This is a genomic window from Stenotrophomonas sp. OVS01A, assembly GCF_019969775.1.
GTDB lineage: Bacteria > Pseudomonadota > Gammaproteobacteria > Xanthomonadales > Xanthomonadaceae > Stenotrophomonas > Stenotrophomonas indicatrix.
This window is the reverse complement of record NZ_JAHXYV010000001.1, coordinates 439,407-463,659: the sequence shown is the minus strand read 5'-3', so window position 1 is coordinate 463,659 and position 24,253 is coordinate 439,407. Positions and strand designations below refer to the sequence as shown.

The window sequence follows — 24,253 nt, the reverse complement described above, 5'->3', positions numbered from 1 at the left end:
TGGAAATACGGAAGAAACGTGGGCTTCCCCATCCGGTCACCGTCGCGTAAAACTCGGTGACGCGTCCGTCATCGTCGTCCGAGGCCCTCCCCTGTCCGCGCCCTCCCCTTTGCTCCGTCCTGCGCCGGATCTGCCCGGGGTTCCGGATGCCTTCATCGCATTCGTGCGCGAGGAACGCGCGCCGCTGTGCGCTTTCCTGCGCGCCCGCGGTGTCGGCCCCGAGGATGCCGAGGACATCGCGCAGGACTGCATGGAGCGCCTGATCCGCTACCGCGCGCACGGCACCGAGGAGCTGCGGCTGCTGCTGTACCGCATTGCCCGCAACCGCCTGGCAGACCGCGGGCGCTCGCCACAATCGCGCAACCACCTGTCGCTGACCGAACGCGACGGCAACGAAGAAGCCGCCAGTGCTTCTCCTGATCCGCTGCGTCAGGCAGAATCCGGGCAGATGCTCGCCCTGCTGCGCCAGGCGCTGTTCAAGCTGCCCGAACGTGCCCGCGAGGTGTATCTGCTCAACCGCATCACCGGGATGAGCTATACACAGATCGCCCGGCATTGCGGCATCACCGCCAAGACCGTGGAAAAACACATTGCCCGTGCATTGCAGGGCCTGCGCAAGGAGCTGGGCCCCGATCCTCTCCACAATGATGGAGATGCCGAATGATCCGCAACGACAACAGGGATGACACGTTGCTTTTTGAACACGCAAGCGCCTGGGTAGCCCGGCTGGACGCCCCCGACTGCAGCGCCGAAGAACGGCAGTCCTTCGAGGACTGGTTGGCCGAGGATCCGGCACACGTCAGCGCGTGGGTGCAGGCCGAGAAGCTGCACCAGCGCAGCGCCGGCCTGGCCGGCGACCCGTGGCTGCGCACCGCCGCCGCGCGTGCGGCACGCCGGCCGCAGCGGCGTTGGCTGCCCGGTGTCGCCGCCGCTGCAGGCGTGTGCCTGGCCGTTGGCCTGGGCTGGATGCTGTACACCGATGGCAATCCCACACCGCTGACCTACGCCAACGCCAGCCTGCTGCCGCAGCAGCGCACCTTGGCCGATGGCAGCATCGCCACGCTCGACGCTGGCACCACGCTGACCGCACGCTTCGGCTGGCGCAAGCGCGAACTGGCACTGGAACACGGTCGCATCCAGCTGCAGGTCGAACCGTCATCGCGCTCGCTGCGGGTGCAGGCCGGCGGCAGCTCGATCCGCGATATCGGCACCACCTTCCAGGTTGAACGCCTGGCTGACGGCCGGGTCGAGGTCGCGCTGCTGGAAGGCGTGGTGGAAGTCACCAGTGGCAGTGCGCAGCACACGCTCTCGCCGGGCCAGCAGCTGCAGGTCCTGGCCTCCGGCAAAATCCAACCCGGCCCGCAGCTGTCCTCGACTGCCGCCGCCGAGGCTTGGCCGCAGGGCAAGCTGGTGTTCGACGGCACCCCCCTGGCCACCGTGGTCGAGCGCATGAACCGCTATGGCAGCACGCCACTGGTGGTCGCCGACCCGGATATCGCCGACCTCGCGGTCAGCGGCACCTTCCGTGCAGGCGACGCGCATGAACTGCTTTCCGCCCTGGAACTGGGGTGGTCCATTGCTGGCCAGCCGCGCTCGGATGGCGCGCTGGAACTGCGCCGCACCTACTGAGGCGGCGGCCGATGCCGGCGCCTGGTGTGCTTCGTTGGGACGTGCTTCGTTGGGACGTGCTCCGTTGGGACGTGCTGCGCTGGGGTCTGCTGCAGGCCCTGTTGTGCGTCGCGCTGGTGCCCGGTGTGGCGGCAACGGCGGCGTCAGCAGAAGCCGTCAGACAGATCGACTACCGGATCGCTCCCGGCGCCCTGCCGCCGGCCCTGCAGCAATGGGCACGCCAGAGTGGCATTGCCCTGGTGTTCGACGCACGTGAACTGACCGGCCTGCGCACCGGCGGCGTCGCCGGCTCGCTGGCGCCGGCCGCCGCACTCAAGGAGCTCGTCGCCGGCATGCCGGTGAACATCCTGCAGACCCCCAGCGGCGGATTCGTGGTGCGCCGGCACGCTGCACCACCCGCCGTGGTCGCGCAGCCGGTACGGCGGCCACCGCCGCCCGCGCCAGCCAAGCCGGTGCAGGTGGAACTGGCGCCGATCCATGTCACCGGCAGCCGCTTGCCGCGCACCTCCGTGCAGACCACGCTGCCGGTAACGGTGATCGATCGCGAGGACATCCTGCGCAGCGGCTACGGCACGTTGTTCGACCTGTTGCGCCACCTGCCCGGCATGAACGGCCATCCGCCATTGAGCACCTCGCGCAGCGGCGACTCGCTGTACCTGCCGGTCGGCGCGGCCGCCACCACCAGCCTGGACGGCATGGGCCCGCGCGCAACCCTGTTCCTGGTCAACGGCCGGCGCCTGCCGCGGTATCCGATGGTGTCGCTGGAAGAAGGCGGGCTGACCGATCTGGGAGGCATTCCGCTCAGCTTCGTCGAGCGCATCGAGCTGGTGCGTGGCGGTGCTTCGGCCATCTACGGCGCCGATGCGATGTCCGGCGTGGTCAACATCATTCTGCGTGACCAGGCCGAGGGACCGGAAGCGACGCTGCAATCGGGTGTCAGCAGCCGTGGCGATGGCGATCAGTACCGGCTGCAGGCGGCCACGGGCGGCGTGCGCGAAGGCGGCGACCGCTGGTTCGCCGGCATCGATCTGCATCGCCTGCAGCATGTGGCCGGTGACCAGCGCGACTGGCATGCGGAAACCTCGCTGTACCCGATCGGGCTGATCATGCCCAACGGTGATTACTACCCGGCCACGCAGTGCCATCCGCCATTGCAGAGCGAAGACGACGGTTGCTGGTTCGACAACGCACGCCCGCGCTCGCTGCAACCGGCGTCGGAAACGCTGTCCAGCTACCTGCGTTATCGCCACGAGCGCGGTGACGGACGCTACGCCTACGTGGAAGCACGCGCCAGCCACAACCGCCAGCGTTTCGAGCTGGGCCCGACCGCCGTCGCCCTCAATTTCAGCCGTGGCGCGATCCTCAACGTGGTCCTGCAGGAAGGCGGCGAAGTGCGCCCGCGCGTGCATGCCACCGAAGGCGACATCAGTTTCGGCATGGGCCGTGAGCGCGCCGGCCGCAGTTGGGATGCTGGCCTCAGCGCGCAGCGCAGCCAGGTGGACCTGCGCACCGAAGGCACCGTGCGCAGCGAACGCCTGCTGGAAGCAGCACGCACGCTGGACTTCCTGCCCGGATTTTCCACCCTGCCGGCGGGACTGGCAGAGGAGCTGTTCCCGGCCATCCACAACCGCGGACGTACCGAGCAGTGGCAGGGCTGGTGGGGCATGCAGCGCACCCTGATGACACTGCCCGGCGGTGCAGCACAACTGGCCACCGGTATCGATCTGCGCCGCGAGCGCTGGACCTCGCTGCCCGATCCGCTGCTGGGCAAGGGCGAGCTGGCGCTGGGACTGCCGATGGAGCAACGCCGGCTGTCGCGGCAGAGCAACGCCGCTTACGCCGAAGTGGGCCTGCCGTTGGCGCCGACACTGCGCCTGGACGTGGCCGCGCGACTGGACCGCGATGGCGGTGACACTGCGTTTTCGCCGCGTGCCGGCTTGCGCTGGAGCCCCAGCCCGCACTGGTCGTTCCTGCTGGCCAGTGGCCGCGGCTACCGCGCTCCCAGCATCTTCGAGCGCCGGCGGCCACCGGGCTACTTCGGCCTGTATGGCCTGCCCGCCTCGGAGTCCCTGCCGACGTGCGCGCGCCCGCTGCGCGATGGCGGCTGCGCGGTGGAAGTGGAGGTGGCGGAGAACGACGGGCTGAAAGCCGAGACCTCGCGCAGCCACTCGCTGGCCGCCAGCTGGACACCCAACGATGCGTTCTCGCTGTCACTGACCCACAACATCGTCGAACTGCGCAACGAGATCCTCGCCCTGCAACCCAGCGATGCCCTGTGGAATCCCGGCACCTGGGAACTGGATGAGCAGGGTCGCCTGCGTGATCTTCGCCTGTCATTCGACAACATCGGCCGCACCACCTCGCGCAACTGGGTACTGCGCGGCGAGTACCGGGTGGATACCGGCCGCAACGGGCAGTGGCTGTTCTCGCTGGATGCGTTGAAACAGCAGGAGCTGCGTCGTGATCGCGGCCATGGCGAATCGGTGGACCTGCGCGGGCATGCCACGCCGGCGAACGCGGGCATCCTCAACGTACAGTGGCAGAACCCGTCCTGGGACATCGCCCTGCGAGGCAACCGCGTCGGCCGCACCCGCGCATGGCTGGCCGGTGAAGCGTGCGCGCAGGAGCAGCATGACCAGGGCCGTTGCATGAACCCGGCGCAGCTGCGCTGGAACCTGCATCTGGCGCGGCGGCTGAGCCCGCGCGTGATTGCCGCACTGGACGTGCACAACCTGCTTGATACGCGGCCGGTGAACCACCTGGTCGGCAGCGGCGGGCAGATGCCCGGGCTGGACGATCCACTCGGGCGCTACTTCCTGCTGACCCTGCAATTCCGTTGAGCGTAGTACCCTACGCCGCCTGTTCCACGGCGTCGAAGGCGAGTCATGAAAGCCTACCTCTGGTTCCTGGGCGCGCTCATGCTGTTCTTCGCGCTGCCCTTCCCCTGCCTGCTGTACTTCGGCACCAGCTGGCCGCTGGAAGCGGGCGACCGCAGCGCGCCCTGGCTGGCACTGGCCCTGCTGGCGACGTCGCTGACGCTGTGGCTGGTGCTGCTGTACGCCTTCCTGCATTACCTGCTGCTGGCGCCACCCCGTGCGTTGCAACGTGTGCGCGGCATCCTGGCCGACGGCACGCCACGCAGCGCACGCATCGAGCAGGCCGAACAGACCGGCGTGCAGGTGCGCGGCTTCGCGCAGTGGCGGCTGCAGCTGGCCTTCGACAATCTGTCCGGCACCCCGATCACCGAAACCCTGGTCGTGGTCGACAGCAAACCACAGCTGCAGCGCTTCGCCGTGGGCAGCCAGCTGGAGGTGCTGCTCAGCCCTACACCCGGCCCCGCGCCCAACCTGATGCTGGCAGGATCGCAACCGGAACTGGACCGCGCCAGCCTGTGGCGCCGCGGCATCGGCGGCCTGATCGGCATTGTCGTGGTCGCTGCCGCGTACGTCATGGCCTATCGCCTGCAGAGCGATGGACTGGGCTGGACGTTCCTGGGCTTCGGCCATCCGCTGCTGGTCTGCCCGCTGGTGCTGTGCGGCTACCTGATCGGCCTGCGTCTGCTGGCGCGCCTGCTGGCCGGCACACTGCAGATCGACGCGCGCGGCGAAGCGCTCAAGTACCGTGGTATCGGCGCTGAAGCGCAGGTGCTCGACGTGCGCCAGACCGGCACCTACGTCAACGAACAACCGCAGGTCGAGTTCAAGCTGGAATATCTCGACCGCGAGGGCAACGTGCAGCAGGCCAGCGTGCGCCGCTTCGTTGCGCTGCTCGAACTGGCCAACATTCCACGCGGGCAGGTCGACATCCTCTACGACCCGGATGATCGCCGCAGCGTGCGCATGGAGCACGCGTGAAGCGGCCCGTGTCCACGCCGCTGGTGTTCGCCGGGGTGGTGCTGGCCCTGGCCGGTGCCGCCACGGCAGGCGGCGCATTGCAGACCGTCAACGCGACCCTGCGTGGCGCCGCATCGACCGTGCCTGCGGATGCGTTGCAACAAGACCCATGGGAACAACCGTTGCGAACGGTGGCCATCGCAACGCCACGGGCGGCGCCCGAACCGATGCCGCTGTCAAGGCGCGCGCGGCCGAACCTGCTGCTCGACAGCGAGCGCCTGCAGGTGGCACGGCAGGCGCTGGAGGCGATGCCCGGACTGGCCGGCGAACGCCTGGTCGTTTTCCACAGCATCCACTTCCATGACGACGGCCGAATCGACATCGACCTGGTCGATCCACAGCAGCCGGGCCACGTGGATAGTTACCACTACCAACGCGGACAATGGCGCAAGGGCGATGCGGTGAATCCGCAGCAGTTCGCGCCGACCATCACCCTGCGCCGCAGCAGCACTGCACTGGCCAACATCGATTTCGATGCCGTGCCACGGGTGACGCAGGCCCTGCAGCAACAGCGCAATGCACTGATGCGTACGCCCGCCGACGTCGGCCATGTGTATGTGGTCATCCGCAAGGGCGGCAAGCTGGCGTGGTTGCCGGATGAAGTAGCCGGCGACCGCCAAACCGTACGCCTGCGCTACGACGCCAAGGGCAACCTGCAGTAGAAAAAGGGCTATCTCACCGAGCGGGCGATGGCGTACTGCGCAGCGTAGTAGGTGGACAGCACCAGCAGGCTGGCCATCGGCAGGCCACCGCCGAAGCGATCCCACGCCAGCAATGAATCACTGGCCACGAACAGCAGTGCGCCAGCGGCAGCCCAACGCGTGCTGCCCGCTTCCAGTGCGTCGACGTGCGGCCGCTTCCAGTAGCGGGCCAGTGCCAGCACTGCCATCAGCGCCAGCACCACGACATAGGCCAGCACCGGAACGCGCATCGGCAGCGGTAGATGCGGCCACAGGCCGGTGACGTTGATCGAAGCGAATGCGGCAAGCAGCACGAAGGCAGCGAGCAATCCGCGGCCCGCGCGCAGGCCGGCACGGAACGCGGCGATGTAGCACAGGTGCGCCAGCAGGAAGGCCACCAGGCCTGGCACGAACGCGTCGATCGGCAGCATCAGCGCGATATCACCTGCACAGGACAACAGCATGCCGGCCAGCACCGCACGCCGGTAGAACGCATCGCCCGCCGGCCGCGCCTGCCAGGCGATGGCGGCGATCAGCAGCGTGGTCGCCGGCTTGGCCAACCAGTGCAGCCAGCGCCCGTCGCCGTCCAGGTAGGCGCCGATGATGGCCAGCACGGCCACCACCAGGATCAACCCATCGCGCGTGCGCAGCTTCATCGTGCCTTCCACAGCTCTGCAAGGCGATCCGGGCGGCCGGCGATGCGCTCCAGCACCGGATACTGCAGGCCACCGTGGTAGTCGATCTTCATCGTGTCGATGCGGTCGAACTGCTTGACCAGCAGCGTGACCGGCGCCTTGTCAGTGGCGGCCGCAGCCACCGCATCCTTCAAGCGCTGGCTGCTGTATTCGCGGCCACCAACGGCGATCACCTTCATGCCCGGTACCAGGCCGGCATTGAACGCCGGGCTGTCCCAGACCACATCACCGACCACGCCACTGTCGAGCACCGTCGCTCCCAGCGAGTAGGCCAGCAGCGCTGCCTTGGCGCGCTTTTCCTGCGCCTTGTAGGCCTCGTTAGGCGCATCGCGGTAGACCAGCTTCCAGCCCGCCAGTTCCAGGCCACCGGTCAGCGATCCGTGCCCGTCCAGGCGCTGGCGCAGGAAGCTCGCCCAGTCGTACGGCGCGATGCCGTTGAGGGTCGCCACTACGTCATCGAAGGTGTACGGATTGACGTCCCAGTCGCCGTTGCCGACGCCGAAGAAGGCACGCGCGAAGTCATCCAGGCTGCGCCGGTTGCCGGTCAGCCCACGCAGCTTGCCCTCCACCTCCAGCCACAGCATCTGCCCGCCGGAGTAGTAGTCCTCGCTCATCTGGTAGTTGCGGTACGGCAGGGTGCGACGCTGGGCGATGGTCGGGTCGTTGGTGGTGTCCTGCAGCGGTCGCCAGGCCAGGCCCGGGCGACCACGATCATAGGTGGCCGCCACATTGGCCAGCATGTCGCGCGCCTGCTCGCTGGACCACAGCCCCGAACGTGCGGCCAGTACCTGGCCCCAGAACTGGGTCTGCCCTTCGTACACCCACAACAGGCTGTCGCCCATCGGCGTATTGAAGTTGGCCGTGGCCAGGTCGGCACCACGACGGTACTTGCCGTTCCACGAGTGGGTGTACTCATGCGGCAGCAGGTCGCGCATCCACGCGTTGCTGTCCCACTCGGTGAAGTAGCCCGGGTCGGCGCTGTTCTCGCTGGAACGATGGTGCTCCAGGCCGATGCCGCCGAGGCGATCGGTCAGCGCAAGCAGGAATTCGTAGTGGTCGTAGTGGCGCGCGCCGTACAGCTTGTCCGCCTGCTGCACCAGCGCACGGTGCGCCTTCAGCTGCGCGTCGGTCGGCTTCAGCGATTTGGCATCGTCGGCGAACACGTTCAGATGTACCGGCGCCTTCGCGCCCGGGTCGAGGTCGATGCGCTGGTGATGCTCACCGGCAAACAGCGGCGAATCGACCAGGTGCTCATAGGAAATCGGCTTGAACACCACGGTGTCGCCATCGCGGCGTGCGGTTTCCAGTGCGGTCGCGTAGGCCCAGCCCTTGGGCAGGGTCACGCTGGCCTGCGCCTGCAGGTTGCGCGCGTCCACGCCGACCGGATACAGCGAGTTGGCGTTCCACTGCAGGTTGAGCATTTCCGGGGTCATCACCACCCGGCCCTGGCTGCCGCCCTGCGAAGACAGGAAATCGAAGTGGGCGACGATCTCGCTCACGCCCGCCGGCACATCCACCTTGAACGCGTACACGTTGTACTGGTCGCGCTGCCAGGCCAGCGGCTTGCCGTTGGCAGTGACGCGCAGGCCGGCCAGCTTGTCGATCGGGCCGGTGGGCGAATGGTTGCCGGGAATCCACTGCGGGTACAGCAGGGTCATCGGGCCAGGCTTGGCCGGTACGGTGGCAGTCACCTTGAAGATGCGCCGGGCCAGGTCGCGTGCATCGACGTCGATGCGCAGCAGGCCGGGGGCGGCGGTATCACCCGGTGGCGGAGTCTGCGCCAGCGCGGGCGTAGCCGCCAGCGCGAACAGCACGGACATCACCAGGGCACGGGTTTTCATCGGCAACTTCCAGCAGCGAAGGATTCCCCGATGCTAGGCCTGTGAGGTGCCGAGCCCCATGGCCGAAGGTCATGGTCAGTGGCGCATCGACCAGATGCGGCAAAGCCTCATCGGAGCGTCGGCGAAGACTGGCAGCATCCACGCATGGCGTGGATCTGCTGGAAAGCAGAGCAGTAGATCCACGCCACGCCTGGATGACGTACAGCCGACAGTGCGAACCAGGGTACGCACCCACCAGCAGCGCTGCCGGTCAGTCGACCAGGCGCAGACGCAGTTCCTTCGGCAGCGCGAACACCATCGATTCCGGCTCGCCGTCCAGCTCACCGATACCGGACGCGCCCAGCTCGGCCAGACGCGCCAGCACGCCATCGACCAGCACCTGCGGTGCCGAGGCACCAGCGGTCACGCCGATATGCTGCTTGCCCACCACCCAGGCCGGGTCGATCTCGTGTGCACCGTCGATCAGGTAGCTCTCCACGCCTTCACGGCGGGCCAGCTCGCTCAGGCGGTTGGAATTGGAGCTGTTCGGCGAACCGACCACCAGCACCAGGTCACAGCGCTTGGCCAGGTCGCGCACGGCGTCCTGGCGGTTCTGCGTGGCGTAGCAGATGTCGTCGTTCTTCGGCCCCTGCATCGCCGGGTAGCGCTCGCGCAGCGCATCGATGATGCCGCGCGTGTCATCCACCGACAGCGTGGTCTGGGTGGTGTAGGCGAAGTTTTCCGGCTGGTTGATGTGCAACGTGGCCACCTGCTCCACGTCCTCGACCAGGTAGATCTGGCCGGTGCCCGCTTCGCGGTTCCACTGGCCCATGGTGCCTTCCACTTCCGGGTGACCGGCGTGGCCGATCAGCACCACGTCACGGCCGGCACGGCAGTGGCGGGCGACTTCGAAGTGGACCTTGGTCACCAGCGGGCAGGTGGCGTCGAACACTTTCAGGCCACGCCGCTCGGCTTCCTGGCGCACGGCCTGGGAAACGCCATGGGCGCTGAAGATGACGGTGTTGTTGTCCGGCACTTCGTCGAGCTCCTCGACGAAGATCGCGCCGCGCTGCTTCAGGTCGTCGACCACGAAGCGGTTGTGCACCACTTCATGGCGGACATAGATGGGCGCGCCCAGCGTTTCGATCGCGCGCTTGACGATCTCGATCGCACGATCGACACCGGCACAGAAACCACGCGGGTTGGCGAGCAGCACATCCATCAGTTCAGTCTCCCGGCAGCGGCCGGCTTACGGTTTCGGATTGGCATTATCCGCCTTTTTGGCGGACTTGCCGTCGAACAGGCCGAACAGGGCGATGCCGACGGCACCCACCACGATGGCCGAATCGGCGATGTTGAACGACGGCCAGACATGCTCGCCGACGTACCACTGGATGAAATCGACCACGTGGCCATGCACCTGGCGGTCGATGACGTTGCCGATCGCACCGCCGATGATCAGCGCGTACGGCACGGCGGCCTTCCAGTTGCCACGGGCGGTCGCGCGCAGCCACCAGGCCATCAGGCCGCTGATGGCGATCGCCAGCACGGTGAAGAAGTGCTTCTGCCAGCCACCGGCATCGCTCAGGAAGCTGAACGCTGCCCCGGTGTTGTAGGTGCGGTACCAGTTCCAGAAGCCGTCGATGACCACCACCGGCTGGAACTCCGGCAGGCTCGACAGCACCCAGGCCTTCGACCACTGGTCCAGGCCGATGATGACTGCCGACAGCAGCAGCCAGATCAGCGCATTGGGATGCGGGCGCGCGGCGGCCATCAGAACCAGCTCCGCACTTCGCCGGCACCGGCGACGTTGGTCACGCAGCGGCCGCACAGTTCCGGGTGGTCGGCATTGCTGCCGACGTCGGCACGGTGGTGCCAGCAGCGCACGCACTTGGCTTTCTGCGTCGGCTGCGCGCTGACGAACACCTCGTCGGTGGTCGCCGGACGCACCTGCACGTCACCGCTGATGAACAGGAAGCGCAGTTCATCGGCCAGCGGCTGCCAGCGGGTCGCCTGCTCTTCGCTGGCGGCGATGGTGATCTCCGCTTCCAGCGCGGCGCCGATCGCACCATTGGCGCGCATCGGCTCCAGCACCTTGGCCACCTGCTCGCGCAGGGCCAGCAGCTGGTCGAAGTCGACCGCGTTGAGCTGTGCGTCGGCCGGCAGCGGAGCCAGGCCCTCGTACCAGGTGGTGAACAGCACGTGGCCGGCACGGTCGCCCGGCAGATACCCCCACAGCTCATCGGCGGTGAAGGTCAGGATCGGCGCCACCCAGCGGGTGAACGCTTCGGCGATGTGGTACATCGCGCTCTGCGCCGAACGACGACCATCCGAATCGGTCGGCATCGTGTACAGGCGGTCCTTGGTCACGTCCAGGTACAGCGAGCCCAGGTCCACGCTGCAGAAGTTCAGCAGCAGCTGCACGATCTCGGCCATGTCGTAGTTGTCATACGCGGCCTTGATCTTCTCCTGCAGTTCCCAGGCGCGATGCACGATCCAGCGGTCCAGCGCGACCATCTCGTCGAGCGGGCGCAGGTGCTGGGCCGGATCGAAACCGTCCAGGTTGCCCAGCAGGAAGCGTGCGGTGTTGCGCAGGCGACGGTAGGCGTCGGCGGTGCGCTTGAGGATTTCCTGCGACAGCGACATCTCGTTGCTGTAGTCGGCCGAGGCGATCCACAGGCGCAGGATGTCCGCGCCCAGCTTGTTCATGATTTCCTGCGGCTCGATGCCGTTGCCCAGCGACTTGGACATCTTGCGGCCGTGCTCGTCCACGGTGAAACCGTGGGTGAGGCACTGCTTGTACGGCGCGCGCTTGTCGATGGCCACGCCGGTCAGCAGCGAGGACTGGAACCAGCCGCGATGCTGGTCCGAACCCTCCAGGTACAGGTCGGCCGGCTTGCCGAAGCCACGGGCAGCGAGCACCGCTTCGTGGGTCACGCCCGAGTCGAACCAGACATCAAGGATGTCGGTGACCTTCTCGTAGTCGGCCGCTTCATCGCCCAGCAGTTCGGCCGCGTCCAGCGAATACCACACGTCGATGCCTTCAGCCTGCACACGGTCGGCCACCTGCTGCATCAGCTCCACCGAACGCGGGTGGATCTCGCCGGTCTGGCGATGGGTGAACAGTGCGATCGGCACGCCCCACGTGCGCTGGCGCGAGATGGTCCAGTCCGGACGGCCGTCGACCATGCTCTGGATGCGCGCCTTGCCCCACGTCGGGAACCAGCCGACGGTATCGATGGCGGCCAGCGCATCGCTGCGCAGGTTGGCCTTGTCCATCGAGATGAACCATTGCGGGGTGGCGCGGAACACCACCGGCGTCTTGTGCCGCCAGCAGTGCGGGTAGCTGTGGCGGATCTCGACGAAGGCCAGCAGCGCGCCGCTGTCGCGCAGCACCTGCACGATCGCCTCCTGCGCCTTCCACAGGTGCTGGCCCGCCAGCACCACCTCGCCTGCCGGCGGCGTCGATTCCAGGTAGACGCCACGGCCGTCGATCGGAGTGATCTGGCCGGCGTTGTACTTGTCCAGCAGGCCGTACTTCTGGCTGACCACGTAGTCTTCCTGGCCGTGGCCGGGGGCGGTATGCACCGCACCGGTACCGTCCTCGTCGGACACGTGTTCGCCGTTGAGCACGAGGATCTCGCGCTCCGGGTAGAACGGATGGATCAGCAGCTGGTTTTCCAGCGCCGAACCTTCGGCCTCACCGTGCAGCACCACCGCGTCCACGCCGTAGCGCTGCAGCGAGCGCTCGGCCAGTGCAGCGGCCAGCACCAGCCAACGGCGCTTGCCGTTGTGCGCCGGGCCTTCGGCCAGCACGTAGCGGATGTCCGCGCCCAGCGATACCGCCAGCGAGGCCGGCAGCGTCCACGGGGTGGTGGTCCAGATCGGCACGGCCACTTCCACGTCGGCCGGCACGCTTACGCCGAACGCCTGCGCCACGGCCTGCGCATCGCGCGCGGTGTAGGCCACGTCGATCGCCGGCGAGGTCTTTTCCTGGTATTCGATCTCGGCCTCGGCCAGCGCCGAACCGCAATCGAAGCACCAGTACACCGGCTTGGCGCCGCGCAGCAGGTGGCCGTTGGCGATGACCTTGGACAGCGCGCGGATCTCGTTGGCCTCGAAATCGAAGCTCAGGGTCTTGTACGGGTTGTCCCAGTCGCCGGTGACGCCCAGGCGCTTGAAGTCGGCGCGCTGGATGTCGATCTGCTCCTCGGCGAACTCGCGGCACTTCTGCCGGAACGCGACCGCATCGAGCTTCACCCCGACCTTGCCCCACTTCTTTTCCACCGCGATTTCGATCGGCAGGCCATGGCAGTCCCAGCCCGGCACATAGGGCGCATCGAAGCCGGCCAGGTAGCGCGACTTGACGATGATGTCCTTGAGGATCTTGTTGACCGCATGGCCCAGGTGGATGCGCGCATTGGCGTACGGCGGGCCGTCATGCAGCACGAACAGCGGGCGGCCGGCGGCGTTGTCGCGCAGCTGCTGGTAGAGCCCCTGCTCTTCCCAGCGCGCCAGAATGCCCGGCTCGCGCTTGGGCAGGTCGCCGCGCATCGGGAATTCGGTGGCCGGCAGGTTGAGGGTGGTCTTGTAGTCCTGGCTCACGCAGTGGCTCGCAATCTATGTTCGGAAAGGATGGCACGCGCCTGTTCGGCGTCGCGGTGCATCTGGTCGGTCAGCGCCGCCAGATCGTTGAATTTCTCTTCGTCACGCAGTTTGGCAACGAATTCGACTTCGATGTGGCGCCCGTACAGGTCGCCCTGGAAATCGAACAGGTGCGCTTCCAGCAGCGGCTCCACGCCGTCCACGGTCGGCCGGGTACCGAAACTGGACACCGACGGCCACGGCTGGTCGAACACCCCGTGCACCCAGGTCGCGTAGATGCCCGACAGCGCCGGGGTCTTCGGGAAGCGCAGGTTGGCGGTGGGGAAGCCCAGCGTACGGCCGAGCTGGCGCCCGCGCACGACCCGCCCGCTGATCGAGTACGGGCGACCGAGCAGGTCGCCGACGCGGGCGAAGTCGCCTTCCTGCAGCAGCTGGCGGATACGGGTGCTGGAGATGCGGTCACCATGCAGGTCGACCGCTTCGATCTCGCCGGCGCTGAAACCGAGCTCGGCGCCCAGCGCCTGCAGCAGGGCCAGATCGCCACGGCGACGGTTGCCGAAACAGAACTCCGGCCCGATCCAGACCTCGCGGGCGTTCAGGCGCTGCGCCAGCAGCTGGCGCACGAAGGTTTCAGCGGGCATCGCCGCCATCGCCGCGTCGAAGCGCAGCAGGCCGATCGCATCAACGCCCAGTTCGTGCAGGATCTCGACCTTGCTGCGTGCCAGGGTCAACCGCGGCGGCGGCGTACCCTGGGCGAAGAACTCACGCGGCAAGGGCTCGAAGGCCACCGCCACCGCAGCCACACCCAAGGCGCGCGCACGCGCGACCGCGTGCCGCACCAGCGCACGATGGCCCAGGTGGAGGCCGTCGAATGCACCGATGCAGACCACGCTTCCGTTGGGGAACAGCTCCCCGCCCTCGACGCTTCTGAACAGCCTGCTCATCAACTCTCGTTCCGGCCGGCCGAAGCCCGCCCCTTCAATGGTGTAACCCTGAAGTATAGCCGCCGGGAGCCACGATCAATGCCCACGCAGGTCGCGCGGACGGAAGCCCATCGCCACCATCGCAAGCAGATAGGTCAGCCCGCCACCGCCGACCAGCAGGCCGAGCGCGCCGATCCGTTCCCACACGCCCATCGACGAGAAGCCCGGCAGCCAGTACAGCAGGGCCAGCAGCACGCCGACCATCGCCGTGCACGCCAGCAACAGGCGCAGCAGGTAGCCGCCCCAGCCCGGACGCCGCTGGTAGACATCGGTCTTGCCCAGCCAGTACCAGAGCAGCCCCAGGTTCAGGTAACTGGACAGCGCGCTGGCGATGCCCAGCGCCAGGTGCAGGCCGGGCTGCTTGCCCAGCGCCGCCATCACCCCCTGCGCCTTCAGCTCATCGGGCACCATCACCTGGTACAGCACCGCCAGCAGGGCGAAGTTGAACACCATGTTGGCCACCAGCGCGGCGACGCCGGCGCGCACCGGCGTCCTGGTGTCCTGGCGCGCGTAGAACGCCGGCAACACCACCTTCAGCAGCGCGAACGCCGGCAGGCCGAAGCTCAGGCCGTACACCGACAGCGCCGTCATGCGGGTGTCGAAGGCGGTGAACTGGCCGTGCTGGAAGATCGTGGAGATCAGCGGTTCGGCCAGCAGCAGCAGGCCGAGCATGGCCGGCACCGAGATCAGCAGGGTCATGCGCAGACCCCAGTCCAGCGAGCGCGAGAAGCCTTCGCGGTCGGTGCTGACGTGGTGCCGGGCCAGCGCCGGCAGGATCACCGTGCCCAGGGCCACGCCGAACACGCCCAGCGGCAGTTCCAGGAAGCGATCGGCCAGCGACAGCCAGGACTGCGAGCCATCGGTCAGCTTGGCGGCGATGACGGTGTCCAGCAGCAGGTTGATCTGCGCCACCGACGAGCCGAACAGGGTCGGCACCATCAGCGTCATCACCTTGCGCACGCCCGGATGGTTCCAGCCCCAGCGCGGCAGGGTCAGCAGGTCGATGCCCTTCAACGAAGGCAGCTGGAACAGCAGCTGCAGCAGGCCGGCGGCCAGCACCGCCCAGCCCAGGGCGAGGATCTGCTTTTCCGGGGTGCCACCCAGCCGCGGCGCCAGCCACAGTGCGCCGGCGATCATGCACAGGTTGAGGATGACCGGGGTCAGCGCCGGCATCGCGAAGCGCTGGAAACTGTTCAGCGCACCGCCGGCCAGGGCGGTCAGCGAGACGAACAGCAGGAACGGGAAGGTCAGGCGGAACAGGTCTATCAGCAGGCCCTGCTTGGCCGGGTCGGTGTCCACCCCACTGGAGAAGACCGACGCCAGCTGCGGCGCGAAGATCAGCGCCAGCGCGGTGACCAGCATCAGCACGCCGCCCAGGGTGCCGGCGGTGCGGGCCATCAGTTCACGCAGCTCGGCGTGGCTGCGGGTTTCCTTCACCTCGGTGAACACCGGCACGAATGCGGTGGCAAAGGAACCCTCGGCGAACAGCCGGCGCAGGAAATTGGGTATCCTGAAGGCGACCCAGAAAGCATCGGTGATGGCGTTGGTGCCGAAGGTCGAGGTCACCACCTGGTCCCGGACCAGGCCGAGAACCCGCGAGACCATGGTCATGCTGCTGAACGACAGCAGGCCCCGCAACATCTTGGGTGAACTCACTCAACGTCCCTCTTGACAATCGACTTGACGTACATTTCTTACGCCATCATACTAGCTAGCTTGCTGTTCCCATAACACCGATTTTTCAGGAAACCACCACCGTGGCCAATATCAAGTCCGCCAAGAAGCGCGCCAAGCAGACCGTCGTGCGCAACGCGCGCAACGTGGCTCAGCGCTCGATGCTGCGCACCGCTGTCAAGAAAGTGATCAAGGCGCTGGACGCCAACGATGCCGCCGGCGCTCAAGCCGCCTTCGCCGTTGCCCAGCCGATCCTGGATCGTTTCAGCGCGCGTGGCCTGATCCACAAGAACAAGGCTGCTCGCCACAAGAGCCGCCTGAACGACCGCATCAAGGCCCTCCAGGCCGCCTGATCCGGTTGGTTGCCGGAGCCCCGGCTCCGGCAGCACGCAAAAGCCCGGCCTCGGCCGGGTTTTTTGTTGCCTGTAATCCGGCGCCCGGCGCTACCGATGTCCGGGGTCGGATCCCTTTTCCACAGGAAAAGGGATCCGACCCCATTCGGCCGCCAACAAAAAACCCGGCCGAAGCCGGGTTTTTCGCGGGAACCACAACGGCATTACTGCGCGTTGCGTGCCGCCTCGAGCTCGTCTTCCTTCTGGCGATCGAAGAACGCCATGATCCGGCTCATGATCGGGAAGGTGCCTTCGCGACCCAGTGCGGACACCAGGAACCACGGCTCCTTCCAGCCCAGCTCGGCGACGATCTTCTCGGCAGCGGCCTTGGCCTCGTCCTCGAACATCAGGTCGGCCTTGTTCAGCACCAGCCAGCGCGGCTTGGCCAGCAGCTCCGGATCGTGCTTTTCCAGTTCGCGCTCGATGGCACGCACCTGCTCGACCGGCGACACACCTTCCACACCACCTTCCATCGGCGAAATGTCGACGAGATGCAGCAGCAGGCGGGTGCGCTGCAGGTGGCGCAGGAACTGCGCGCCCAGGCCGGCACCGTCGGCAGCACCTTCGATCAGGCCCGGAATATCGGCGATCACGAAGCTGCGGTAGTTTTCCACCTTCACCACACCCAGGTTCGGGTACAGCGTGGTGAACGGGTAATCGGCCACCTTCGGCGTTGCCGCAGAGACGGCGCGGATCAGGGTGCTCTTGCCGGCGTTGGGGAAGCCCAGCAGGCCGACATCGGCCAGCAGCTTCAATTCCAGCTTCAGCGTGCGCTCCTCACCCGGCTCACCCGGCAGCGCCTGGCGCGGCGAGCGGTTGGTGGAGCTCTTGAAATGCATGTTGCCCAGGCCGCCGCGGCCGCCCTTGGCCACCAGCAGGCGATCACCATGCTGGGTCAGGTCGCCGATGATTTCATCGGTGGCCACGTTGATGATCACGGTGCCGACCGGCACGGTGATGACCATGTCTTCGCCGCCCTTGCCATAGGCCTGGCGACCCATGCCGTTCTCGCCGCGCTGCGCCTTGAAGATGCGGTCATGGCGGAAGTCGACCAGGGTGTTGAGGTTTTCGTCGGCGCGGATCCACACGCTGCCGCCCGCACCGCCGTCGCCGCCGTCCGGGCCGCCGAGCGGAATGAACTTCTCGCGACGGAAGCCAATGCAGCCGTTGCCGCCGTTGCCGGCGAACACTTCGATTTCTGCTTCGTCTACCAGTTTCATTGTTTCGATGCCTGCGATGGGCGCGGCATGCACGCCGCCACCTTGATGTAGTGCCGGCCGCTGGCCGACAACCGGGCGATGCCCGTTTTACCATTGATTCCAACGAAAAGCCCCGCCGAAGCGGGGCTCTTCATGCAGCGAGCTCTTCATCCAGCACGGCCATGCCGAGGCATGGGCGCCGGACGCAGCCTTATCAGGCTTCGACCGAGACGACGCTGACGGTGCGACGCTTCTTCGGGCCCTTCACGGTGAACTCCACCTTGCCGTCCGTCAGGGCGAACAGGGTGTGGTCACGGCCGAGGCCGACGCCGGTACCCGGGTGGAACTGGGTGCCGCGCTGACGCACGATGATGTTGCCTGCTTCGATGGCCTGGCCGCCGAAGATCTTGACGCCGAGGTACTTCGGGTTGGAGTCGCGACCGTTGCGCGAAGAGCCTACGCCTTTTTTATGTGCCATGACCTATCTCCTTACTTGCTGCCACCGGCAATGCCGGTGATCTCGATTTCGGTGTAGTACTGACGGTGACCCTGGCGCTTCATGTGGTGCTTACGGCGACGGAACTTGATGATCCGGACCTTGTCAGCACGACCCTGGGACAGGACGGTGGCGGTGACCGCAGCGCCGCTCAGGGCGTCGCCGATCTTGATGCCATCGCTGTCGCCGAGCAGCAGGATGTTGTCGAACTTGATCTCGCTGCCGACTTCGACTTCGAGCTTTTCAATGCGGAGCTTTTCGCCCTGCGCCACGCGGTATTGCTTACCGCCGGTGACCAGTACTGCGTACATGACCAGACTTCCTCTGTAGTTATTGTGGTCTATGGACTGCCGCCGTCGAGGGCGGACAGGAGCGGGATTGTACGCAGAGGGCCCCGGACGGGTCAAGTCAACCCCCTGAACGGCCCGGGGGCCCCCAAGCAGGGGTCAGATCCCTTTTCACACGGTGAAAAGGGATCTGACCCCTGCCTGACAGGCGGTCTCACCGGGTGAGACACCGGGCTGGCATTGTCGCCCATTGCCCCCATCTGGTCACCTCGGTAGGCTGACCGATTGCCGCCCTATCGCTGGCCCGGCGGCCCAGCCACGCCCCCACAACCGGATTCCCCATGGCGATGGATTTCATCCGCATCCGCGGCGCGCGGACGCACAACCTCAAGAACATCGACCTCGACCTGCCCCGCGACAAACTGATCGTGATCACCGGCCTGTCCGGCTCGGGCAAGTCGTCGCTGGCGTTCGACACCATCTATGCCGAGGGTCAGCGGCGTTACGTCGAGTCCCTGTCGGCGTACGCGCGGCAGTTCCTGAGCGTGATGGAAAAGCCGGACCTGGACCATATCGAAGGCCTGTCGCCGGCGATCTCGATCGAGCAGAAGTCGACCTCGCACAACCCGCGCTCGACGGTCGGCACCATCACCGAGATCTACGACTACCTGCGCCTGCTGTATGCACGCGTCGGCACGCCGCGTTGCCCCGACCACGGCTATCCGCTGGAAGCGCAGACGGTCAGCCAGATGGTCGACCATATGCTGACGCTGGACCCGGAACAGCGCTACATGCTGCTGGCGCCGGTGATCCGCGACCGCAAGGGCGAGCACGCGCAGGTGTTCGACCAGCTGCGCGCGCAGGGCTTCGTGCGTGTACGCGTGGATGGCGAACTGTACGAAATCGACGCGGTGCCGCCGCTGGCGCTGCGCCAGAAGCACACCATCGAAGCGGTGATCGATCGCTTCCGCCCGCGCGAAGACATCAAGCAGCGCCTGGCCGAGAGCTTCGAAACCGCCCTGAAGCTGGGTGATGGCATGGCGTCGGTGCAGTCGCTGGACGATGCCGCGGCAACCCCTACCCTGTTCTCGTCCAAGTATTCCTGCCCGGTCTGCGACTACTCGCTGCCGGAACTGGAGCCGCGCCTGTTCTCGTTCAACGCACCGATGGGCGCCTGCCCCGGCTGCGACGGGCTGGGCATGGCCGAGTTCTTCGATCCCTCGCGCGTGGTGGTGCATCCGGAGCTGTCGCTGGCGGCCGGTGCCGTACGTGGCTGGGATCGCCGCAATGCCTATTACTTCCAGCTGATCGCCTCGCTGGCCAAGCACTACAAGTTCGACACCGACGCGGCGTGGAACTCGCTGCCGGCCAAGGTGCAGCAGGCCGTGCTGTACGGCAGTGGCGAGGACGCGATCACCTTCACCTACTTCACCGAGGCCGGCGGCCGCACCCAGCGCAAGCACCGCTTCGAAGGCATCATTCCCAACCTCGAACGCCGCTACAAGGAAACCGAATCGGCGGCGGTGCAGGAAGAGCTGGGCAAGTACATCAGCGAACATGCCTGCCCCGAGTGCAACGGCGCGCGCCTGAACAAGGCCGCACGCAACGTGTTCGTGGCCGACCGCCCGCTGCCGGAACTGGTGGTGCTGCCGATCGATGAAGCCCTGAAGTTCTTCAGCGAACTGAGCCTGCCGGGCTGGCGTGGCGAGATCGCTGCGAAGATCGTCAAGGAGATCGGCGAACGCCTCGGCTTCCTGGTCGACGTCGGCCTGGATTACCTGACCCTGGAGCGCAAGGCCGACACCCTGTCCGGTGGCGAGGCACAGCGCATCCGTCTGGCCAGCCAGATCGGTGCTGGTCTGGTGGGCGTGATGTACGTGCTCGATGAGCCGTCCATCGGCCTGCACCAGCGCGACAACGAGCGCCTGCTGGGCACCCTCACCCGCCTGCGCGACCTTGGCAACACGGTGATCGTGGTCGAGCATGACGAAGACGCGATCCGACTGGCCGACTACGTGCTGGACATCGGTCCCGGCGCGGGCGTGCATGGCGGCGAGATCGTCGGCCAGGGCAGCCTGCAGGACCTCCTGGATGCACCGCGTTCGCTGACCGGCCAGTACCTGTCGGGCAAGCGCGCGATCAAGATCCCGGCGCGCCGGCACAAGCCGAACCCGAAGATGACGCTGCACCTGCGTGGCGCCACCGGCAACAACCTGAAGGGCGTGGACCTGGCCATCCCGGCGGGGCTGCTGACCTGCGTGACCGGCGTGTCCGGCTCGGGCAAGTCGACCCTGATCAACGACACCCTGTTCTCGCTGGCTGCCAACGAGATCAACGGCGCCTCGCACCCGATCGCGCCGTACAAGGAGATCGATGGCCTGGACCTGTTCGACAAGGTGGTGGACATCGACCAGTCGCCGATCGGCCGCACCCCGCGCTCGAACCCGGCCACCTACACCGGCCTGTTCACCCCGCTGCGCGAGCTGTTCGCACAGGTGCCCGAATCGCGTGCGCGCGGCTATTCGCCGGGACGCTTCAGTTTCAACGTGCGTGGCGGCCGCTGCGAGGCCTGCCAGGGCGATGGCCTGATCAAGGTCGAGATGCACTTCCTGCCCGACGTGTACGTGCCCTGCGACGTCTGCCATGGCAAGCGCTACAACCGCGAAACGCTGGAGATCCTGTACAAGGGCTTCAACATCAACGACGTGCTGGAAATGACCGTCGAAGATGCACTGAAGCTGTTCGAACCGGTCCCGTCCATCGCCCGCAAGCTGGAGACCCTGGTTGATGTCGGCCTGAGCTACATCAAGCTGGGGCAGAGCGCGACCACGCTGTCCGGTGGTGAAGCGCAGCGCGTGAAGCTGTCCAAGGAACTGTCGCGCCGCGATACCGGCCGCACCCTGTACATCCTCGACGAGCCGACCACCGGCCTGCACTTCCACGACATCGAGGCGCTGCTCGGCGTGCTGCACAAGCTGCGCGACGAGGGCAACACGGTGGTGGTGATCGAGCACAACCTGGACGTCATCAAGACCGCGGACTGGATCGTCGACCTGGGTCCGGAAGGCGGTCATCGCGGCGGCACCATCCTGGTGACCGGTACGCCGGAAGACGTGGCCGCATGCCCGGATTCGTATACCGGGCAGTTCCTCGCCCGGATGCTGCCGTCCACTACTGCGCGACCGGACCAGCCCGCCGCCGTGGCCAACAAGCCCGATGCGCGCCCGCCGCGCAAGGTGAAGCCCGAGAAGCCGGCGAAGAAGGCAGCCGCCGCCAAGAGCACCGGCAAGGCCAGCAAGACCGCCACGGCCGGCACCAAGAAGAAGAAGGACGCCTGATGAGCAGCGAACACAAGATCCTGGCCCGCATTCCGATCAGCGTGCGCTGGCGTGACATGGACAGCATGGGCCACGTCAACAACGCCAAGTACATCTCCTACCTGGAAGAGGCGCGCGTGCGCTGGATGCTGGGCGTGGAAGGCGTGTCGATGACCGACCGCATCGCGCCGGTGGTGGCTGCCACCAACGTCAACTACCGGTTGCCGATCGTGTGGCCCAACGACATCCTGGTCGAGCTGTTCGTCGAACGCCTGGGCAACAGCAGCGTGACCATCGGTCATCGCATCGTCGACCAGCAGGACGAGTCGAAGCTGTATTCGGACGGCAACGTGGTGGTGGTCTGGATGGACACGCAGACCGGCAAGAGCGCGCCGCTGCCGGACGCCATCCGCAACGCGTCCACCTGAAGGTGGTGCCGGCCGCTGGCCGGCACTCTCCCCGCCGGGCATGGCCCGGCGCGACCGTTCCCATCAAAGGACTGACATGATCCACCAGACCGAACTGCGCGACCTGCTGCCCGGCATGGTCCCCTTCCCCGCCGACGTATTCCCCGATGACCAGGCTTGGCTTGGCCAGCATCTGCTGCCGCTGCTGAAGATCGACCTGGGCGTGCTGCGCCCGGAACTGGCCGGCCAGGCCGCGACCCTGCTGTGTCCGATCGAGCCCTATGAAGGCTGCATCGGCGAAGCCACCGAAGAACACCACAACGCGTTCACCGGCACCAACTGGATCGCTTTTGAATTGACCGCCGACAACCGTATGCGTTTCCTCGGTGAGGAGGGCTACTTCATCGGCGACCAGATGCAGGACAAAGACGCGCTGGAGCACATCGCTGAGATGCGTGAGAGCTACAGCAAGGCACGTGCGTACTTCCAGCAGCATGGACGCCTGGCCAGCTATTCGCGCTATGGCGACGGCGAGCCCGGCGAGCAGGCGTACCTCGATGTGCTGGGCGGGCAGATATCGACCGGCAACTGGATCGAAACCGCGGAGATTCCGGCCGCCTTCGCACTGGCGTTCACCGAGGCTGCCGACGACCGGCATGCGCCGGACGATGCCGAGCGCGCGATCATCACCCGCGATGGCCACAAGTTCTTCGCCGTGGCCGAAGTGGCCGGCTACAACTGGTGTGCAACCGGTGCCGATGCGATCGTGATGCTGTACGAGCCGGAAAGCCGCACGGTGCTGTTCTCGTACGACTGGTCGTAAGCCCCACCGCGCTGCGCGCTCGCCGGGCATGGCCCGGCGGAACGAGCGCCGCGTTACGGCGCGGCCTTGCGCACTATCAGGGCCGTGCTGACTTCGGTGCCACCCTCCAGTTGCACCTGCAGCCACACAGGCTGCCCCTCCTCCAATGCGCGCCTGCCGTCCATCAACATCAGGTGCAGGCCGCCGGGCTTGAGCACGGCGCGTTCGCCCGGCGCCAATGGCAGGCGCTCGACGGCACGCATGCGACTGACCCCGTCGACGATCCGGGTCTCGTGCAACGACACATCACCGAAACTCGCACTGCGCGCACCGATGATGGCCACCGCGGTGGAGCAGCCGTTACGGATCACGCCATAGCCGGCAGTCATGGGCGTCGCCGTCGGGCTGGGCGGCAGACGTACCCAGCCCTGCGAGACGGTGACGCACTCCGGCACAGCTGCCGCCGCCGATGCTGCGCCCGCACACATCATCAACAGTACGCCAACGAATGGTTTGGTTATCATCGGCCAGGTTCCTTCTTCGCAACGAGACCCGCAGCATGACGACGCTCATCGAGGTGATCAACCATGGCCCCATCCGCGAACTGCGGCTGGCGCGGCCGCCGGTCAATGCACTGGACACCGAGCTGTGCCGGCAGTTGATCCATGCCATCGAACTGGCGATGGCCGAGGACGCGCACGGCATCGTGCTGTCCGGCAGCGAGCGCATCTTCACCGGCGGCATGGACGTGCCGCACCTGCTCTCGCATGGCGATGACAAGCACAAGCTGCTGGACACCTGGAACGCGTTCTTCGGCGCGGTACGCACGCTGGCCGAGAGCCGCATCCCGGTGGTTGCGGCGATCACCGGCCATGCACCGGCGGGCGGCTGCGTGCTGGCCCTGTGCTGCGACTACCGGGTGATGGCACGCAGTGCCGATCCGGCGCGCCCGTATGCCATCGGCCTGAACGAAGTGCAGGTCGGCCTGATCGCACCGGAAGGCATCCAGCGCCTGTTGCGCCGTGCGGTGGGCGCGCACCGCTCCAGCGTGCTGCTGGCCACCGGCGCGCTGGTACCGGCCGAACAGGCGCTGCAGATCGGCCTGGTCGACGAACTGGTGGATGGCGAACTGGTGGCGGCCCGTGCGGTGGCCTGGCTGCAGGACCTGCTGAAGCAGCCGCGGCAGCCGATGCTGCTGACCCGTGCCATCGCCCGCGCCGAGCTGCACGACGCCCTGCATCCGGACCTGATCCAGCTCGAGCGCTTCGTCGAGGCCTGGTTCGCCCCGGATGCGCAGAACGCACTGCAGGCACTGGCGGCGCGTCTCGGCAAGTAAACGGTAGTGCCGGCCACTGCCGGCAGCCTGGCGATCCT

At 66.9% G+C, this 24,253-nt stretch carries 22 protein-coding genes; 10 read left to right on the top strand and 12 right to left on the bottom strand.

What is annotated here, in order from left to right; translation table 11 throughout:
* Window positions 1-163: 163 nt before the first annotated feature.
* From LC407_RS02245 to LC407_RS02225, 5 genes are read left to right on the top strand one after another with little or no spacing between them, the layout of a single operon-like run.
* A complete protein-coding gene (locus tag LC407_RS02245) occupies window positions 164-664 on the top strand; it encodes a sigma-70 family RNA polymerase sigma factor (protein WP_080149532.1) in 501 nt (166 codons plus the stop codon).
* Window positions 661-1,629: a FecR domain-containing protein gene (locus tag LC407_RS02240; protein ID WP_140227539.1), complete on the top strand. Its 969-nt coding sequence runs from the start codon at window positions 661-663 to the stop codon at window positions 1,627-1,629. Before LC407_RS02245 ends, LC407_RS02240 begins: the two co-directional genes overlap by 4 nt.
* A gap of 56 nt (window positions 1,630-1,685) precedes the next feature.
* Window positions 1,686-4,469 carry a TonB-dependent receptor gene (locus tag LC407_RS02235; protein ID WP_223482125.1) on the top strand — a complete coding sequence of 928 codons (2,784 nt, stop codon included), beginning with the start codon at window positions 1,686-1,688 and terminating at the stop codon, window positions 4,467-4,469.
* A 45-nt stretch (window positions 4,470-4,514) separates the two neighbouring features.
* Window positions 4,515-5,483 (top strand): hypothetical protein, encoded by a 969-nt coding sequence (locus LC407_RS02230; RefSeq protein WP_099783247.1) that lies wholly within the window; start codon window positions 4,515-4,517, stop codon window positions 5,481-5,483.
* The gene (locus LC407_RS02225) at window positions 5,480-6,184 is read left to right on the top strand and encodes a hypothetical protein (RefSeq protein WP_223482124.1); all 705 of its coding nucleotides are present in this window, start codon (window positions 5,480-5,482) and stop codon (window positions 6,182-6,184) included. Before LC407_RS02230 ends, LC407_RS02225 begins: the two co-directional genes overlap by 4 nt.
* Window positions 6,185-6,192: 8 nt before the next feature.
* Here the strand turns inward: LC407_RS02225 and LC407_RS02220 are convergent, their stop codons facing one another.
* The 7 genes from LC407_RS02220 to murJ form a co-directional block, all read right to left on the bottom strand.
* Window positions 6,193-6,858: a lysoplasmalogenase gene (locus tag LC407_RS02220; protein WP_223482123.1), complete on the bottom strand. Its 666-nt coding sequence runs from the start codon at window positions 6,856-6,858 to the stop codon at window positions 6,193-6,195.
* A complete protein-coding gene (locus LC407_RS02215; protein ID WP_223482122.1) occupies window positions 6,855-8,738 on the bottom strand; it encodes a peptidase M61 in 1,884 nt (627 codons plus the stop codon). The genes LC407_RS02220 and LC407_RS02215 overlap by 4 nt, the downstream gene beginning before the upstream one ends.
* Before the next feature lie 250 nt (window positions 8,739-8,988).
* Window positions 8,989-9,939 carry a 4-hydroxy-3-methylbut-2-enyl diphosphate reductase gene (gene ispH, locus LC407_RS02210; RefSeq protein ID WP_059063475.1) on the bottom strand — a complete coding sequence of 317 codons (951 nt, stop codon included), beginning with the start codon at window positions 9,937-9,939 and terminating at the stop codon, window positions 8,989-8,991.
* A 27-nt stretch (window positions 9,940-9,966) separates the two neighbouring features.
* Window positions 9,967-10,491 (bottom strand): signal peptidase II, encoded by a 525-nt coding sequence (gene lspA, locus LC407_RS02205; RefSeq protein WP_032975973.1) that lies wholly within the window; start codon window positions 10,489-10,491, stop codon window positions 9,967-9,969.
* Window positions 10,491-13,322: an isoleucine--tRNA ligase gene (gene ileS, locus LC407_RS02200; RefSeq protein ID WP_223482121.1), complete on the bottom strand. Its 2,832-nt coding sequence runs from the start codon at window positions 13,320-13,322 to the stop codon at window positions 10,491-10,493. Before ileS ends, lspA begins: the two co-directional genes overlap by 1 nt.
* A complete protein-coding gene (locus LC407_RS02195) occupies window positions 13,319-14,266 on the bottom strand; it encodes a bifunctional riboflavin kinase/FAD synthetase (protein WP_025873849.1) in 948 nt (315 codons plus the stop codon). Before LC407_RS02195 ends, ileS begins: the two co-directional genes overlap by 4 nt.
* Before the next feature lie 75 nt (window positions 14,267-14,341).
* A complete protein-coding gene (murJ, locus tag LC407_RS02190) occupies window positions 14,342-15,946 on the bottom strand; it encodes a murein biosynthesis integral membrane protein MurJ (protein ID WP_032951562.1) in 1,605 nt (534 codons plus the stop codon).
* 116 nt (window positions 15,947-16,062) lie between these two features.
* Between murJ and rpsT the strand changes: the two genes are divergently transcribed.
* A complete protein-coding gene (gene rpsT / locus LC407_RS02185) occupies window positions 16,063-16,332 on the top strand; it encodes a 30S ribosomal protein S20 (protein ID WP_025873851.1) in 270 nt (89 codons plus the stop codon).
* 203 nt (window positions 16,333-16,535) lie between these two features.
* On the opposite strand, the gene obgE is transcribed toward rpsT, so the two are convergent.
* The 4 genes from obgE to rplU are packed head-to-tail and all read right to left on the bottom strand — an operon-like array spanning window position 16,536 to window position 18,377.
* The gene (gene obgE / locus LC407_RS02180) at window positions 16,536-17,591 is read right to left on the bottom strand and encodes a GTPase ObgE (RefSeq protein WP_025873852.1); all 1,056 of its coding nucleotides are present in this window, start codon (window positions 17,589-17,591) and stop codon (window positions 16,536-16,538) included.
* On the bottom strand, window positions 17,588-17,725 hold the full coding sequence (locus LC407_RS02175) for a hypothetical protein (protein ID WP_157804331.1): 138 nt from the start codon (window positions 17,723-17,725) through the stop codon (window positions 17,588-17,590). The genes obgE and LC407_RS02175 overlap by 4 nt, the downstream gene beginning before the upstream one ends.
* 59 nt (window positions 17,726-17,784) lie before the next feature.
* On the bottom strand, window positions 17,785-18,048 hold the full coding sequence (rpmA, locus tag LC407_RS02170) for a 50S ribosomal protein L27 (protein WP_025873853.1): 264 nt from the start codon (window positions 18,046-18,048) through the stop codon (window positions 17,785-17,787).
* An 11-nt stretch (window positions 18,049-18,059) separates the two neighbouring features.
* Window positions 18,060-18,377: a 50S ribosomal protein L21 gene (gene rplU / locus LC407_RS02165; protein WP_004148331.1), complete on the bottom strand. Its 318-nt coding sequence runs from the start codon at window positions 18,375-18,377 to the stop codon at window positions 18,060-18,062.
* Window positions 18,378-18,694: 317 nt separating this feature from the next.
* On the opposite strand from rplU, the gene uvrA reads away from it, so the two are divergent.
* The 3 genes from uvrA to LC407_RS02150 all read left to right on the top strand — a co-directional run bounded on the left by uvrA (window position 18,695) and on the right by LC407_RS02150 (window position 22,900).
* The gene (uvrA, locus tag LC407_RS02160; RefSeq protein ID WP_032975969.1) at window positions 18,695-21,691 is read left to right on the top strand and encodes an excinuclease ABC subunit UvrA; all 2,997 of its coding nucleotides are present in this window, start codon (window positions 18,695-18,697) and stop codon (window positions 21,689-21,691) included.
* Window positions 21,691-22,098, top strand: coding sequence for a thioesterase family protein (locus LC407_RS02155; protein WP_059063469.1), 408 nt, complete (start codon window positions 21,691-21,693; stop codon window positions 22,096-22,098). Before uvrA ends, LC407_RS02155 begins: the two co-directional genes overlap by 1 nt.
* Window positions 22,099-22,174: 76 nt before the next feature.
* Window positions 22,175-22,900, top strand: a complete 726-nt coding sequence (locus LC407_RS02150; protein ID WP_223482120.1) for an enolase — start codon at window positions 22,175-22,177, stop codon at window positions 22,898-22,900.
* A gap of 53 nt (window positions 22,901-22,953) precedes the next feature.
* On the opposite strand, the gene LC407_RS02145 is transcribed toward LC407_RS02150, so the two are convergent.
* Window positions 22,954-23,403 carry a copper chaperone PCu(A)C gene (locus LC407_RS02145; RefSeq protein WP_223482119.1) on the bottom strand — a complete coding sequence of 150 codons (450 nt, stop codon included), beginning with the start codon at window positions 23,401-23,403 and terminating at the stop codon, window positions 22,954-22,956.
* A 35-nt stretch (window positions 23,404-23,438) separates the two neighbouring features.
* Here LC407_RS02145 and LC407_RS02140 point away from each other — a divergent pair, with 35 nt between their 5' ends.
* On the top strand, window positions 23,439-24,215 hold the full coding sequence (locus LC407_RS02140; RefSeq protein ID WP_059063463.1) for an enoyl-CoA hydratase/isomerase family protein: 777 nt from the start codon (window positions 23,439-23,441) through the stop codon (window positions 24,213-24,215).
* Window positions 24,216-24,253: the final 38 nt, after the last annotated feature.

Coding starts and splice junctions, on each gene's coding strand:
- LC407_RS02150 (WP_223482120.1), top strand. CDS start 22,175: ATGATCCACCAGACCGAACTGCGCGACCTGCTGCCCGGCATGGTCCCC.
- LC407_RS02195 (WP_025873849.1), bottom strand. CDS start 14,266: ATGAGCAGGCTGTTCAGAAGCGTCGAGGGCGGGGAGCTGTTCCCCAAC.
- LC407_RS02230 (WP_099783247.1), top strand. CDS start 4,515: ATGAAAGCCTACCTCTGGTTCCTGGGCGCGCTCATGCTGTTCTTCGCG.
- LC407_RS02240 (WP_140227539.1), top strand. CDS start 661: ATGATCCGCAACGACAACAGGGATGACACGTTGCTTTTTGAACACGCA.
- LC407_RS02145 (WP_223482119.1), bottom strand. CDS start 23,403: ATGATAACCAAACCATTCGTTGGCGTACTGTTGATGATGTGTGCGGGC.
- rplU (WP_004148331.1), bottom strand. CDS start 18,377: ATGTACGCAGTACTGGTCACCGGCGGTAAGCAATACCGCGTGGCGCAG.
- LC407_RS02175 (WP_157804331.1), bottom strand. CDS start 17,725: ATGAAGAGCCCCGCTTCGGCGGGGCTTTTCGTTGGAATCAATGGTAAA.
- lspA (WP_032975973.1), bottom strand. CDS start 10,491: ATGGCCGCCGCGCGCCCGCATCCCAATGCGCTGATCTGGCTGCTGCTG.
- ispH (WP_059063475.1), bottom strand. CDS start 9,939: ATGGATGTGCTGCTCGCCAACCCGCGTGGTTTCTGTGCCGGTGTCGAT.
- LC407_RS02140 (WP_059063463.1), top strand. CDS start 23,439: ATGACGACGCTCATCGAGGTGATCAACCATGGCCCCATCCGCGAACTG.
- LC407_RS02215 (WP_223482122.1), bottom strand. CDS start 8,738: ATGAAAACCCGTGCCCTGGTGATGTCCGTGCTGTTCGCGCTGGCGGCT.
- LC407_RS02220 (WP_223482123.1), bottom strand. CDS start 6,858: ATGAAGCTGCGCACGCGCGATGGGTTGATCCTGGTGGTGGCCGTGCTG.
- LC407_RS02155 (WP_059063469.1), top strand. CDS start 21,691: ATGAGCAGCGAACACAAGATCCTGGCCCGCATTCCGATCAGCGTGCGC.
- rpmA (WP_025873853.1), bottom strand. CDS start 18,048: ATGGCACATAAAAAAGGCGTAGGCTCTTCGCGCAACGGTCGCGACTCC.
- uvrA (WP_032975969.1), top strand. CDS start 18,695: ATGGCGATGGATTTCATCCGCATCCGCGGCGCGCGGACGCACAACCTC.
- obgE (WP_025873852.1), bottom strand. CDS start 17,591: ATGAAACTGGTAGACGAAGCAGAAATCGAAGTGTTCGCCGGCAACGGC.
- murJ (WP_032951562.1), bottom strand. CDS start 15,946: ATGTTGCGGGGCCTGCTGTCGTTCAGCAGCATGACCATGGTCTCGCGG.